Here is a 12974-nt window from a genome sequence, read left to right on the forward strand (position 1 = left end):
CTCCGACTCCGAGCAACCCAACTACATTGAACCTGGGTCACCTCCATTGGATTCTGCCGAGTCCGTGGCCCGTCCAAGCGCAGATGGCAATCAAACTCTTACGACTTGGGCTCCATACTGCGCGAATGTGAGTACGGGCAACGTGGACATCAGTTGCATGGCGATGTTTCAAACGCGCTGCGGAGCTAATGAGGCTTTCGTCTCCTATTACACATACACGCGCAATAATCCGACACTTACGCCCACCGGACGCCAAGGATGCGTGGGCGGTGACGCTGCCACACCTGACGCTGCAGCCGGTGTAGAAGATCTTGTCATTCTGACTGCGGCCGCCTTTCAGTCACTGCCCATCCCCGGCTCAACCATCGAGATGCAGCCGGATGGATTCTCACTCCGCAACGCCCACACGAACATCTACGCATCGTCGGCCACCCGCACACTGTCTACGACAATCTTGGGTCAGTCCGTGGCCGTTCGCGCAACTCCATACGAGTACCGATGGACCTACGGCGACGGCTCGACGCGCACAACAACAACACCAGGGGCGCCGGTTTCTGGCGAACCCTTCGAATCGGAGACGGCAACCAGCCATGTCTACACGGAAACCGGTGACTATCCCGTTGGGTTGACCACGGTCTACAGCGGTCAGTTCTCGGTCTCCGGGGGCCCATGGATGCCCGTCGCAGGCCTCGCCACGGTGCCAAGCCCCACCGTCGAAGTGAGCGTCTGGCGGACCAAGAAGCTCCTCGTGGACTCGAACTGCCTCGAGAATCCGAGCGGGCCAGCGTGCGCCTCGCCGTTCGACGAGTAGCCACGGTCCCACTCAGACGAGGACGTCGAACTCGGTCAGGCCGGCCCGCTCACCGTTGATCTGCACCTCCAGCGCATGGCGCCCCGCGTAGTGGACGCGCGTCGTCATCTGCCGGAAGGCGTGCAGCTTGCGCATGGACCTGGTCTCGCCGGGATCAAGCTCCACGGTTGCCAACTTGAAGACCTTCTCCGCACGCAATCCGCTGGCCTTCACGTAGTGCACCACATAGTCGACCGCCAGCCGCGCCGCGGCGTCGCCGCCATTCGTCACCGTGAAGGCGAACTCCAGGCTCGACGGCAGCTCCACCTCGCTGGCGGAGAGCGCCAGGGGTCCAACCTCGATTGTCGCGGGACGGAACCCCAGCAACGCCAAGGCCCCCGGATGCGCCTTCTTGACCAGTGTCCGCAGCCCGTGGCGCACCACCCAGTCGGCATACGGATCGCCGTCCTCCAACCAGCGGGAGGCCGTTGCCACCACAAGGTCCGGCGCGTGGCGCGCCAAGTCGTTCAGGTGGTTGGCGACCGAACGCCTCACATACTCGCTCGGATCCGACCTCAACCTGTCCAAGACGGGAACGGTGGCTTCCGGCCGGGTCAGAAGCTCCGGCACGCGCACCGCCCACGGGAGGTAGCTGCGGGTTCCCTCGCTCGCCAAGCGCCGCACATGTTCGTCCGCGTGGGACGTCCAACCCGAGATGATGCCAAGAGCCCGGTCCAGATCCGTGCGCAGTAGGCGCCGAATGGGAAACTCGGATGTCAGCCGCGGCGTGAAGTCCCTCAGGAGGAGCAGGCAGTCGTCGAAGGCTCCCTCGGTCCCGTCCGCCAGGGCCATCGTGACCACGGCTTCACCGGCCGGCCAGACCATCCACCCGGTGAAGGCCTCGTCCGCCAGCGCGCGCCTGCACAACGCCGCTCCCTCCGCGTAGGCGTCGGCCGCGGACCCTCGCCCGCCGGCGCCCACGAGATCCTCGACGACCGCCGCCGCAACGACGTCGGCCCGGGCGCGGATCGACAGCCCGTCCAGCCGTTCGGCCGCCGTGCGAACCCCGTCCCAGGCGACACCCGGCGCGGCACGCCCCAGCACGGATCCCAAGGCCTCCACCGTCGCCGGCCCCAGCAGGTCATCGATCGCGCCCATGGGCCGCCTTTCGGTTGCTTGTTGTGTCGGAATTGGCTTCGCGGTCCTCAGTCATCGCCGCCACCGTTCGTCGTGCCCTTGGGCTCAACGTCAACAGGCTTCAGCAGGCGGGGCAGGACCACCAGCAGAAAAAGCACGATGACCGCGACGCCGCCGCCGACATAGGCGGCGGCCGTGGGCCCGAGCATCACGTCGACAATGAAGCCGACGCACGCGCTCACCATCAACCCGACGCACACAACGGCGACCTTTACGATCCGGTGCCCGTGGGCCACGGTTGTGGCCTTGACATGCTTGCCGAACAACCGCCGGTGGATGGCAACTGGTGTGGTGATCAAGCCCGTCAGCACCGCGGAGAAGGACAGCAGGACAACGTAGTAGCCCTTCTGGAACGAATCGAGATCCTCGAAACGACTTTGGAACGGGAGTGTCATCAGGAAGGCGGTGATAATCTGCGCGCCGGTCTGCATTACGCGAAGTTCCTGCAGCAGATCGTTCCAGTTGCGGTCCAGCTTTTCCTCGAAAGTCTCCGACCTTCCCCGCGACTCGCCCCCAACCTGATCGTCCGTATCCATGGGGACAACGTACCTGAATACGGGTGAATCCAGCCCGAAACCTTGAGTCCGTATGCTGTCACCATGAATCCCCACCCGTTCGACAGAATCACCTCCGCCGAGCTTCGCCGCCGACGCTCGCTGAAGTGGACGGGATACCCCAACATGCTCGGGGCCTGGGTCGCCGAGATGGATTTCGGCACGGCCCCAGGGGTGGCCGAGGCCGCGGCGGAAACCATCAGTTCCGGCTTGCTCGGGTACGCGCCGCCCCACTTGGTCCGGGCCATGCAGGAGTCGACGTCCACCTGGCTCTCGACGCGCCACGGATGGGAGGTGGATGCGGAGCAGGTGCGGCCGCTTCCGAGTGTTATGACCGGCCTGGAGACGGCAATCCTGCACTTCTCCCCCGTCCACCGTCCGGACGCGCCGGTCGTGTTGCTGACACCCGCCTACATGCCGTTCCTCGAAGCGCCCAGGCGCTATGGCAGGCGGGCCATCCACGTGGACATGGTGCAGTCGGACGCCTCCTGGGACATCGACTGGCTTGCACTGGAGCAGGCCCTTCAGGGCGGCGCGCTGCTGGTCCTCGTTAATCCCCACAATCCCATCGGCAAGGTCTACTCCCGCGGGGAACTCGATCGAATCAGCGCTTTGGTCGACGCCACCGCGTCGCGTGTGTACGCGGATGAGGTCCACTCTCCGCTCACGTTCGGCACCGCGGAGCACGTTCCCTACGCGTCGGTGAACGCCGTTGCCGCCGGGCACAGCGTCACCGGCGTCTCGGCCAGCAAGGCGTTCAACCTCCCCGGACTCAAGTGCGCCCAACTGATCCTCACCAACGACGTGGACCGGCTGCTGTGGGCGGCCCTGGGCGGCGCCGCGGAGCATGGTGCCGCGAACGTTGGCCTTGCGGCGACGGCCGCGGCCTACGGCGGCGGTGGCGATTGGCTCGCAGGCGTCGTGGACTACCTGGACGGAAGTCGGAAACTGCTCGGGGACCTTGTCCACGAACACCTGCCCGCCGCACGCTACATCGCACCCGAGGCGACCTACCTGGCATGGATCGACGTTTCCCGGCTCAAGCTCGGGCGAAATCCCGCTCGCTTCTTCCGGCACCAGGCGGGGGTGGCAACTATCCGCGGAACCGACTGCGGAGAGGCGGGGCGCGGATTTGTGCGCCTCAATTTCGCCACACCGCGGCCCGTGTTGGAGGCGATGGTCCACCGCATGGGCGCCGCGGTCGACGGCTCCGACATCAACGACTCGGGAGACATCGACGACTACCTCTGAGGTGTGGCTGCCATGGTTCCCGGGGCCAGCCAAAACTTCCCGATTCGGCGACGGGCGAAATCGCTAGACCTACCGGTAACGCGAACGTAACGTGTCGTGTGAGGCCGCCCACCGGGGCGGCGCGAACGCGAGGAGGTTGTTATGGTCGCCAAAAGCGGCTCTAAGGCAGGATTCACGGTTCCCGGACTGAGCTTGGAAGACGGACACAAGGTCGCGGACATTCTCCAGACCCGTCTGCATGCGCTCAACGACCTCCAGCTGACCCTCAAGCACGCGCACTGGAACGTCGTGGGACGCGACTTCATCGGCGTCCACGAAATGCTCGACCCGCAGATCGAGCTGGTGCGCGGCATGATCGACGAAACGGCCGAGCGCGTCGCGACCATGGGCGTGGCGCCCAACGGCCTGGCCGGTGCACTGGTCAAGGCACGCGACTGGGACGACTACTCGATCGGCCGGGCCTCCACCACGGAGCATCTGGCCGCGCTGGACATTGTCTACACCGGGGTCATCTCCAGCCATCGCGAGGCCATCGAGGCCGTCGGCGAGATCGATCCGATCGCCGAGGACCTGCTCATTACCCAGACGTCGGCGCTGGAGCTGTTCCAGTGGTTCATGCGATCGCACCTCGAAAACAACGAGGGCGAGCTGTCCGACGCCGGAGCCAGCACCGAAAAGGCCGCAGCGGCCAAGGCGAAGTAGTACCAAGGACCGAAATTACACCGTTCGGACGCTGGCAGCAGCTTGCGTGTTAAACCAACGAAAGGAGCCCGCCATGGGTTTGGGTGACAAGATTTCGAACAAGGCAGAAGAGCTCAAGGGCAAGGCCAAGGAGTCTGTCGGCGACGCCACGGACAACGAACGCCTGCAGGCCGAGGGCCGGGCAGACCAGGTCTCGGCGAACACCAAGCAGGCCGGCGAGCACGTCAAGGACGCCGCCAAGGACGTCAAGGACGGCTTCCAGTAGCGAGTCCGCAACAACAAGTATGAACAGGAAGGCCGCCCCGGAGTTCACCGGGGCGGCCTTCCTGTCTGCGTTCGGGCTCGTCTGCGCTCCTAGACGGGGGTGATATTTCCCAGCAGTTGTTCGAACGGGAGCGACTCCATGCGGGTGTCCACGGGCTTGGCGGACGCCGCTCCCTCCACGGCCGAGGCCAGTTCGGCGGCGGCTCGGGCCGCGCGCTCCGACAGCATCCCGCCGCCCGTGTCTCCGCCCCAGTCCTCGGGCGACGCAAAGACTCCGGTGGGCGTGATGGCGGCCCGGAGGTAGCCAAAGATCGGCCGCATCACGTAGTCCAGGACCATGCTGTGGCGGGAACTTCCGCCGGTCGCCGCGAGCACAACGGGCTTGCCCTCGAGCGCCTTGGGATCAAGGACGTCCAGGAACGACTTGAACAGGCCGCTGACCGAGGCCGTGAAGACCGGGCTGACGGCCACCAGCGCGTCGGCGGCGGCGACCTTCGAGATCACGTCTGCCAAACGGGGCGCGGCGTAGCGGGTAACCATGTTGTTCGCGATGTCCACCGCGTAGTCGCGGAGGTCGATGGCGACAACCTCGGACTCGACGCCGCGTTCGGCGAGCGCCCGCCGCGCCGCCTCGGCGATCTGGTCTCCCAGCATCCGGCTGGTGGAGGGCACTGCGAGCCCTCCGGAGATAACTACGATCGACTTCGCCATGCTGCTCATCCTTACCTTGGGTTCATGCGTTTGCATATAAAACCCAAGGTGGCCTCATTTCATTCCCGAGTGCCGCACCCACAGGAGAACCACCGCCACGTTCCCCTCCCGCGAATGGAAGTTGGTTCGTGTGACGGTGGCTCGTTCTGGTGTTTGGGCGGCCGACTTACGGCCTAGACGTCCCGATGCCGCCCGGATCCGTCGTCGGGCCCACCGCCCAGCGGCCCGAAGCCGCCGATGCCGCGGTAGAGGCCGTAGGCGACCATGCCGATCCCGGCGAACATCCCAAAGAACAAGACGCCGGAAGAATCACTGCCTCCCAAACCGATGGCGCTGAAGGCCGCGCAGAGAATGAGGACCACCAGACCCCAGCCTGCCAGAACGGTTCCTGGCACGTGCCGGGGCCGGAAACCCCGTTGGCTCCTGCCGCCCGCCTCAGCGAGTTGACCGCGTCCCATGGTTCGCTCCTTCGCGCTCCGTGCCGGTTGCCAAGCATCCGGCTGGTACCTAAACCGTAGGCTCGGCCACCTGCGTTTACAAGGGGGGAACATATCGATTGGGCATAGCGAAAAGACGCCGTGGAGCGCGTCAACAAGGCGCACCGACCAAGAAGCTAGGGCGAGGGCTTCCCGCCGTTGACGTTGAGGGTCTCGCCGACCACGTAGCTCGACTCGGCGGAGGCAAGGAACACGTAGGCGGGAGCCAGCTCCACGGGTTGCCCCGCCCGGCCCAGCGGGGTGTCCTGCCCGAACTCCGGGAGGGCATCCTTCGGCTGCCCGTCGGACACCTGCAGCGGCGTCCAAATGGGCCCAGGCGCAACGGCATTGACGCGGATCCCCCGCGGGGCCAACTGTTGGGCCAGGCCCTTGGTGAAGTTGTTGATGGCCGCCTTCGTGGACGCGTAGTCCAAAAGGTTCGGCGACGGGTCGTAGGCCTGGATCGACGTCGTATTGATGATCGACGCGCCCTCCGGCATGTGCTTGAGCGCCGCGCGGGTGACGGTGAACATGGACATGATATTGACGGTGAAGGTCTGCAGCACCTGCTCCTCGTCGAGGTCCTCGAGCTTGTCGACGCTCAGCTGCTTCCCCGCGTTGTTCACCAGGATGTCGATCCCGCCGAGCGCCTGAGCGGCGTCGTCGGCCAGGGACGCGCGGTAGTCGCCGTCCATCAGGTCCCCCGGGAAGCCGATCCCGATGCGCCCCTCGGCCTCGATGACGGAAATGATCGCGCGGGCGTCCTGCTCCTCGGCCGGCAGGTACGCGATGGCGACGTCTGCGCCCTCGCGCGCGAAGGCGATGGCCACGGCCGCCCCGATACCCGAGTCCCCGCCCGTGACGAGCGCCTTGCGGCCCTTGAGCCGGCCGGTCCCGACGTAGGACTTCTCGCCGTGGTCGGCGCGGGGCTCAAGCTTGGCGTCCAGCCCGGGTTCGGGCTGGTCCTGCTTCGGCGGCGAAATCTTGGGGTGGCGGTCCACCGGATTGTCCAGCGTCAGTTGGCCGGCTTCGGTCTCCGGGTTGTTCGGTTGGCGCATGTCGTCCATGGAGGATCCCCTCGTTGGTCGTGCCGTACAGCGGACCCATCCGACGCTAGGGGAAATGCGGCCACCGATCAACGGCTGGTCCGCCCGTCACCGGTCCGGTGCCTCCCAGCGCACGTGCTCCGGGTCCTTGTCCGGGCGCCACCCGCGCCACACCGCGTGCCGGAGTCGCCCCGCCTCGGTGACCTCGGAATACCTGACCTCGCCGACGAGCCGAGGGCTCACCCAGACGGCGTCCCCGCGGTCGGCGGCCGGCACCGACTCGATGGCGGGGGTCTTGCGTTCCAGCCGCTTGAGCATCGTCTCCGCCTCCCGCAGGTCGGCGTCGCTGAAGCCCGTTCCCACGCGCCCGGCGTAGCCCAGCCCGTCCTCGTTGTTCACCGCCACGAGCAGGGAACCGATGCCCCCGACGCGCCCGCCGGATCCCTGCCGCCAGCCGATGACCACCACCTCCTGGTGGAACTCGTTCTTGATCTTGATCCAGTTGTGGCTGCGCTTGCCGGGAAGATAGATTCCGTCCGTCTTCTTGGCGATGACGCCTTCCAGCCCCAGTTCCTGGCTGGACTCGATGGCCTCGTCGACGCCCCCGGTGTGGGCATCGGGCAGGTGGATGTGCTTGCCGGGCACAACGGCGGTGAACAGTTCCCGACGCCGCTCGGCATAGGGGGTGCGCATCAGACCGCGGGGCTCGGCCGAACCGGCGGGTACGCGCAGCAAATCGAACAGCATCAGGTGGACGGGTACCTTCTGCGCGGTGGACGCGATCTCCCGCTCGGTGGTCAGCTTCATGCGGGTCTGCAGGAGCCCAAAGCTCGGCCGGTGCCGACCGTTGAGCGCCACGATTTCGCCGTCGAAAACCGCCCCGTCCAGATCCTTGCCTCCCGCCGCGAGCCCCGCGAGCTCCTGAAGCTCCGGATACAGCCGGGTCATGTCGTTCCCGTTGCGGCTGACCAGGGTCACCCTGCCGTCGGCCACACCGGCGATGGCGCGGACGCCGTCCCATTTCATCTCAAACTCCCACTCGGACTCGGGGTCCAGGCCGTCGGAGGTCCCGACCGTCGCGAGCATTGGTTCCGGCAACTCGCCGTGCCCCGCGTGCGCGGCCGGCGCCGGACGCTCGGCCGCATCGTTGGCCGCGCTGGTATCCATCACGACGGTCGCGTCAGCGGCCTTGCCGGCGGCCGAGTCCTGTCGGCTCAACGCTGCCGCGGAGGGTCCGGAGCGCCCCGGGTGGTGCCGCCCGTGGTGCTTCTGAGCCGTCTCCCCCGGCTTGGCACCCGGGTCCGGCTGATCCTTCATCAAATGGATGAGCCAGTTCTTCTTGTCCCCCATTCCGGGGGCGTTGATCAGGGCGTAGCGTCGCGGGACGCCACCGAAGCCGCCGTCGCGCCGGCCGTGGAGCACAACGATGACTTCCTTGCCTTCGCGCCACTTCTCCAGCTCGTACGTTCCGGCGTCCCAGATCGTCACGTCGCCGGCACCGTACTCCCCCTTGGGGATGCTGCCCTCGAAGCTCCCGTAATCTAGCGGGTGGTCCTCGGTCATCACGGCCAGCCGGTTCTCCTCGGTGTCGAGCGGTGGGCCCTTGGGCACCGCCCACGAGACGAGCACGCCCGAGTGTTCCAACCGGAAGTCCCAGTGCAGGCGGCGGGCGTGGTGCTCCTGCACCACGAAGGTGGCCAGTTCGCCGTCGGCGAGCCGCCGGGCGGCGGGCGGCTCCTCGGGCACCGGCTCGGGGGTCTTGGACGCGTCCCGCATGCGGCGGTAGGTGGCGAGGCGGTCGGTGTCTCCGGTTCCCGGATCGCCGGCCTCGCGCCCCGCCGTCGCGCCGTGCCACCCTTGGGCGGAGATGGGATCGACGCCGTCGGCGACGCGCTCGATGACCTCTTGGAAGTCCAGCTGCCGCAGCTTCGGGTCCTCGATTTCCTTCCAGGTCCGCGGCGCGGCGACCATCGGGTGCGCGCGGCCGCGGAGCGAGTACGGACAGATGGTGGTCTTGTTGCCGTTGTTCTGGCTCCAGTCCACCAGCACCTTGCCCGTCCGCAGGGTCTTCTTCATCGACGAGACCACCAGGTCCGGGTGGTCCGCCTCGAGCGAGCGGGCCAGCTCGTGCGCCACGTCGGAGACCTGCTCCGTGGTGTGGCTGCCGTCCAGCGGCGCGTACAGGTGGATGCCCTTGGACCCGGAGGTGACGGGCACGGCCTCCAGGCCCATGTCCGCGAGCAGGTCCCGGCAGAGCAGCGCCACCTCGGCACATTCGGCCAAGCCCGCCCCCTCGCCCGGATCGAGGTCCAACACCATCCGGTCGGGATTCAACGGCGACAGTTCGCGGGAAAAGCGCCACTGCGGCACGTGGATTTCCAAGGCCCCGACCTGCCCGAACCAGGCCAGCACCGCGGGATGGTTCACCAGCGGGTACGTGTTCACGTGGTCGGAATGCTGGATGTCCGCCCGGGGCACCCAGTCCGGCGCCGAGTCCTCCAGGTCCTTGCGGAAAAACATCTGCCCCGGCTTCTCGGCGGTCCCCACGCCGTTGACCCACCGCTTGCGCGTTGCCGGCCGGAGGGCGGCCTGCGGCACCAAAACGTGCGCCACCTCGGCGTAGTAGCGCAGGACGTCGGCCTTGGTGGTGCCGGTCTCCGGATACAGCACTTTGTCCAGATTGGTGACCTTCAGCCGGTGGCCGGCGACCTCGACCATCTGCCCGCTGGAGGATGGGGTCATGGCTGGGGCTCCTTCCCGTTGCCTCCCACTGTGCCGCCTCGCGCCGTCCAGTGCTAGGCCCGCATGCGCCACGGCCGCGTTGACATGCGCGAACGGACGGAACCTGCGGGCTCCGCCCCCTTACAACGCGCCGCAAAAAAGGTAGGGTCGGTTGCACCAAACCCAAGGAGGAACGCCGTGGCAGAGAACAACGACGTACAGAAGGTTCTGGCAATCATCAACCACACGCGGGTCGGCATGGTGACCACGCACTCCAACGGCAAGCTGGTGAGCCGTCCGATGAGCGTGGTTGAGGTCGCGGAGGACGGGGACCTGTGGTTCTTCACCACCCTGGACTCCGACGTCGCCACCGAGATCCAGGCGGACGGCGCGGTGAACGTGGCCTTTTCCGACAGCAAGCACTGGGTCTCGCTGGCGGCCACGGCGAGCGTCGTCGGGGACGTCGAAAAGAAGCGACAGCTCTGGGGGCCGGTGGTCGACGAGTTCGTCGAGGGCGGGCCGGAGTCCCCCAACGTCGTCCTGTTGCGGGTCGACGCGGAGTCCGCCCAGTTCTGGGAGAACCCCGCGGGCGCCGCGGCCCTGGCGGCCGGCTGGGTCAAGGCCAAGATCACCGGCAAGCCGGCCCACCCCGGCGATTCCGGGACGGTCGAGCTCTAGGCCATGCGCGCCATCTGGACGGGCGCCGTCGCCTTCGGCCTGGTCAACGTGCCGGTCAAGGCGTACGGCGCCATCGAGGACCACGACGTGCCGCTCCACCAGGTGCACGACGCCGACGGCGGCCGCATCCGGTACCAGCGGCGCTGCGAGGTGTGCGCCGAAAAGGTCGAGTACCAGCACATCCAGAAGGCGTACGACGACGGGGAGCGCACCGTGGTGCTCACGGCGGAGGACTTCGACGCCCTTCCCGCCGAGAAGAGCCGGGAGATCGAGGTGGTGCAGTTTGTTCCCAACAACCAGATCGACCCGATCATGATGGAGCGAAGCTACTACCTGGAACCGGATTCGAAGTCCCCCAAGGCCTATCTGCTGCTCCGCAAGACGCTGGAGGACACGGAGCTGACCGCGATCGTGAAGTTCGCGCTGCGTCAGAAGACCCGGCTCGGCGCGCTGCGCGTGCGCGGGAAGGTGCTGGTGCTGCAGGCCATGTTGTGGGGCGACGAGGTTCGCGAGGTTGATTTCCCGGCCACCAAGTCGCGGGCCAAGATCAGCGACCAGGAGCTCAAAATGTCGGCGATGCTGGTGGAGCAGTTCGCCGGCGACTTTGCGCCGCTGGAGTTCGAGGACGAATACCAGAAGGAACTGCGGCTGCTGATCGACGAGAAGCTGAAGAAGGGCGACTCGCTGGACACCGGGGCGACGTTCGGCGACACGGAGGCCGCCCAGGAGGAGTCGGGCGAGGGTTCCGGCGACGTGATCGACCTGATGGAGGCGCTCAAGCGCAGCATCGAGGGCAAGCGCTCCAAGGCTCCGGCAGGGTCGACGACGAAGAAGAGGAAGGGCGCCTAGGTGGCCCCACGCCTGCGCAAGGTCCAGCCCGGCAGCGCCGGGATCACCCGCCGACAGGCGGGTGGCGGGTTCACCTACGCCGCGGCCAACGGGCGCAAGGTCACCTCGGAATCCACGCTGGAACGCATCCGCGCCCTGGCCATTCCTCCGGCCTGGACCGACGTGTGGATCGCGCCGCAGGCCAACGCGCACATACAGGCCACGGGGATCGACGCCGCCGGGCGGACGCAGTACCTCTACCACTCGCGTTGGCGCGAACTCAGGGACGCGGAGAAGTTCACGCGTTCGCTGTCGTTCGCCCAGCGGCTGCCCGCCGTGCGCCGGACAGTCAGCAGGGACCTGAAGCAGGAGGACGACGTCCGGCGTCGAGCGCTCGCCGCGGCCGTTCGGCTGCTGGACCGCGCCGGGCTGCGGGTCGGCGGGGCCGCCTACGCCGAGGAGAACGGCTCGTTCGGAGCGTCCACGCTCCAACGGCGCCACGTCAGCGTGGAGAAGAATCTGGTACGGCTGGTGTTCCGCGGCAAGTCCGGCGGCGACTGGGACGTGGCGCTCGAGGACCCGCTCCTAGCCGCCTACTTCGCCACCGTCCCGAAGACACCCCGCGCGGCGCCGGCCATCTGCTATCCCGTGGTGAACGGGCGCCGCAAGAAGTGGCAGGGGGTATCGGACACCGACATCAACGGCTATCTGGCCGACGCCGCGTCGTCGCACATCTCGGCCAAGGACTTCCGCACGTGGCAGGGAACAGTCGTGGCCGCGCGTTCACTCGCCAGGGCGCTGCGTGCCGGGGACAGCTCCCCGGATGCCGTCACGGTGGCCGTCAAGGACGCCGCCGAATGGCTGCACAACACGCCGTCCGTGGCGCGCGATTCCTACGTGGATCCCCGCGTCGTGAAGCACTTCGAGCAGGGCCGGGCCGCCGACTTCCGCAGGCAGCCCGACCGCGCCGTCCTCGACCTCTTAACGGACGGCGCCCACCGCTAGCCTTTTCGGCCGGCGGTGGGCGTTCGGCTTGCGCGGGCGGGTGGCCGCCGCGTTGGACCTATCCCGCGTCGAAGCGGTCCGGGTCCGGACGGCGTTCGGGAGGGCCGTCGTTGCCGCTCCCGTCGGGAAGCGCATCCTCGTCGAACGTGTCCTCGGCGCCGTCGCGGCCGGGCAGCTCGTCGGCGCCGACCGTGCCGGACAGTTCCTCGGAATCGGGGAGCTCCAGGAAGCTCTCGTTCTCGGGAAGAGGTTCCGTCGGCTGGTCCTCGTCCACGAGCCGCTCCGGATCCCGCAGCGGATCGTCCGCGTCGAGGGTCCGCGGATCGTCGGACGAGCCCTCGGGCACGGGCTGCGAGTCGCGGCCGTCCAGCGGTTCCGCCTCCGGCGCCCCGTCGAGGGTCGGCGGGACGATTTCTGGTGAATCATTCACTGACATTTGTTCCTCCTTCGGCAAAGTCCAGCTTGCTCGGGCCGGCCAGCCGCCGATACAGGCCAAGGCCGGCGATGATGAGTCCGAACGCGACGCCCAGCCAGAGCGGGGTGGCAGCGTTGCCGCGCTTGAGGGCCTCGACCCACAGGTAGATGCCGAAGACAAGGGCAATCACGAGTCCGGACGCGAACAGGAGCCAGCCCCGTGGCTTCGTGTCCACGGGTCGGGTCGGCTTGTTCGGCGGGTGGTTGGATCGGTCAAGTGAGGCGTCTGGCTCTTCCATGTTCAGCTCCTATGGTGGTGGGTGGTTCGGGGCACGCC

15 protein-coding genes are annotated in these 12974 nt (G+C 67.3%); 7 read left to right on the plus strand and 8 right to left on the minus strand.

Annotated features, from left to right (window positions below; translation table 11 throughout):
• Positions 1-466: 466 nt before the first annotated feature.
• Positions 467-811, plus strand: a complete 345-nt coding sequence (locus AC3ZJJ_RS10545) for a PKD domain-containing protein (RefSeq protein WP_489891773.1) — start codon at positions 467-469, stop codon at positions 809-811.
• A gap of 12 nt (positions 812-823) precedes the next feature.
• On the opposite strand, the gene AC3ZJJ_RS10550 is transcribed toward AC3ZJJ_RS10545, so the two are convergent.
• Positions 824-1948: a DNA alkylation repair protein gene (locus AC3ZJJ_RS10550; protein ID WP_489891774.1), complete on the minus strand. Its 1125-nt coding sequence runs from the start codon at positions 1946-1948 to the stop codon at positions 824-826.
• Positions 1949-1995: 47 nt separating this feature from the next.
• The gene (locus tag AC3ZJJ_RS10555) at positions 1996-2523 is read right to left on the minus strand and encodes a DUF6328 family protein (protein WP_489891775.1); all 528 of its coding nucleotides are present in this window, start codon (positions 2521-2523) and stop codon (positions 1996-1998) included.
• Positions 2524-2586: 63 nt separating this feature from the next.
• Here AC3ZJJ_RS10555 and AC3ZJJ_RS10560 point away from each other — a divergent pair, with 63 nt between their 5' ends.
• From AC3ZJJ_RS10560 to AC3ZJJ_RS10570, 3 genes are all read left to right on the plus strand, one after another.
• On the plus strand, positions 2587-3792 hold the full coding sequence (locus tag AC3ZJJ_RS10560; RefSeq protein ID WP_489891776.1) for a MalY/PatB family protein: 1206 nt from the start codon (positions 2587-2589) through the stop codon (positions 3790-3792).
• 141 nt (positions 3793-3933) lie between these two features.
• Positions 3934-4494: a Dps family protein gene (locus tag AC3ZJJ_RS10565; protein ID WP_489891777.1), complete on the plus strand. Its 561-nt coding sequence runs from the start codon at positions 3934-3936 to the stop codon at positions 4492-4494.
• A gap of 73 nt (positions 4495-4567) precedes the next feature.
• Positions 4568-4759, plus strand: coding sequence for a CsbD family protein (locus tag AC3ZJJ_RS10570; protein WP_489891778.1), 192 nt, complete (start codon positions 4568-4570; stop codon positions 4757-4759).
• Positions 4760-4848: 89 nt separating this feature from the next.
• Here the strand turns inward: AC3ZJJ_RS10570 and AC3ZJJ_RS10575 are convergent, their stop codons facing one another.
• The 4 genes from AC3ZJJ_RS10575 to AC3ZJJ_RS10590 form a co-directional block, all read right to left on the minus strand.
• Positions 4849-5469 carry a CE1759 family FMN reductase gene (locus AC3ZJJ_RS10575; RefSeq protein ID WP_489891779.1) on the minus strand — a complete coding sequence of 207 codons (621 nt, stop codon included), beginning with the start codon at positions 5467-5469 and terminating at the stop codon, positions 4849-4851.
• 173 nt (positions 5470-5642) lie between these two features.
• Complete coding sequence (locus tag AC3ZJJ_RS10580; protein ID WP_489891780.1) at positions 5643-5927, minus strand: hypothetical protein; 285 nt, start codon at positions 5925-5927, stop codon at positions 5643-5645.
• A 155-nt stretch (positions 5928-6082) separates the two neighbouring features.
• Positions 6083-7012, minus strand: coding sequence for an SDR family oxidoreductase (locus tag AC3ZJJ_RS10585; RefSeq protein WP_489891781.1), 930 nt, complete (start codon positions 7010-7012; stop codon positions 6083-6085).
• A gap of 87 nt (positions 7013-7099) precedes the next feature.
• Positions 7100-9733 (minus strand): ATP-dependent DNA ligase, encoded by a 2634-nt coding sequence (locus tag AC3ZJJ_RS10590; RefSeq protein WP_489891782.1) that lies wholly within the window; start codon positions 9731-9733, stop codon positions 7100-7102.
• Between the two features lie 177 nt (positions 9734-9910).
• On the opposite strand from AC3ZJJ_RS10590, the gene AC3ZJJ_RS10595 reads away from it, so the two are divergent.
• Genes AC3ZJJ_RS10595 through AC3ZJJ_RS10605 form a run of 3 tightly spaced genes read left to right on the plus strand, consistent with a single transcriptional unit; the run spans position 9911 to position 12223 of the window.
• Positions 9911-10390: a pyridoxamine 5'-phosphate oxidase family protein gene (locus AC3ZJJ_RS10595; RefSeq protein ID WP_489891783.1), complete on the plus strand. Its 480-nt coding sequence runs from the start codon at positions 9911-9913 to the stop codon at positions 10388-10390.
• Positions 10391-10393: 3 nt separating this feature from the next.
• Complete coding sequence (ku, locus tag AC3ZJJ_RS10600) at positions 10394-11239, plus strand: non-homologous end joining protein Ku (RefSeq protein ID WP_489891784.1); 846 nt, start codon at positions 10394-10396, stop codon at positions 11237-11239.
• Complete coding sequence (locus tag AC3ZJJ_RS10605) at positions 11240-12223, plus strand: DNA topoisomerase IB (RefSeq protein WP_489891785.1); 984 nt, start codon at positions 11240-11242, stop codon at positions 12221-12223.
• Between the two features lie 58 nt (positions 12224-12281).
• On the opposite strand, the gene AC3ZJJ_RS10610 is transcribed toward AC3ZJJ_RS10605, so the two are convergent.
• Both AC3ZJJ_RS10610 and AC3ZJJ_RS10615 read right to left on the minus strand, forming a co-directional pair.
• Positions 12282-12653: a hypothetical protein gene (locus tag AC3ZJJ_RS10610; protein ID WP_489891786.1), complete on the minus strand. Its 372-nt coding sequence runs from the start codon at positions 12651-12653 to the stop codon at positions 12282-12284.
• Positions 12646-12936: a hypothetical protein gene (locus tag AC3ZJJ_RS10615; protein ID WP_489891787.1), complete on the minus strand. Its 291-nt coding sequence runs from the start codon at positions 12934-12936 to the stop codon at positions 12646-12648. The genes AC3ZJJ_RS10610 and AC3ZJJ_RS10615 overlap by 8 nt, the downstream gene beginning before the upstream one ends.
• Positions 12937-12974 lie beyond the last annotated feature (38 nt).

The sequence above is a fragment of the Arthrobacter sp. AOP29-A2-19 genome, from assembly GCF_058138025.1.

Coding starts and splice junctions, on each gene's coding strand:
- AC3ZJJ_RS10550 (WP_489891774.1), bottom strand. CDS start 1,948: ATGGGCGCGATCGATGACCTGCTGGGGCCGGCGACGGTGGAGGCCTTG.
- AC3ZJJ_RS10590 (WP_489891782.1), bottom strand. CDS start 9,733: ATGACCCCATCCTCCAGCGGGCAGATGGTCGAGGTCGCCGGCCACCGG.
- AC3ZJJ_RS10585 (WP_489891781.1), bottom strand. CDS start 7,012: ATGGACGACATGCGCCAACCGAACAACCCGGAGACCGAAGCCGGCCAA.
- AC3ZJJ_RS10575 (WP_489891779.1), bottom strand. CDS start 5,469: ATGGCGAAGTCGATCGTAGTTATCTCCGGAGGGCTCGCAGTGCCCTCC.
- AC3ZJJ_RS10580 (WP_489891780.1), bottom strand. CDS start 5,927: ATGGGACGCGGTCAACTCGCTGAGGCGGGCGGCAGGAGCCAACGGGGT.
- AC3ZJJ_RS10565 (WP_489891777.1), top strand. CDS start 3,934: ATGGTCGCCAAAAGCGGCTCTAAGGCAGGATTCACGGTTCCCGGACTG.
- AC3ZJJ_RS10560 (WP_489891776.1), top strand. CDS start 2,587: ATGAATCCCCACCCGTTCGACAGAATCACCTCCGCCGAGCTTCGCCGC.
- AC3ZJJ_RS10555 (WP_489891775.1), bottom strand. CDS start 2,523: ATGGATACGGACGATCAGGTTGGGGGCGAGTCGCGGGGAAGGTCGGAG.
- ku (WP_489891784.1), top strand. CDS start 10,394: ATGCGCGCCATCTGGACGGGCGCCGTCGCCTTCGGCCTGGTCAACGTG.
- AC3ZJJ_RS10570 (WP_489891778.1), top strand. CDS start 4,568: ATGGGTTTGGGTGACAAGATTTCGAACAAGGCAGAAGAGCTCAAGGGC.
- AC3ZJJ_RS10615 (WP_489891787.1), bottom strand. CDS start 12,936: ATGGAAGAGCCAGACGCCTCACTTGACCGATCCAACCACCCGCCGAAC.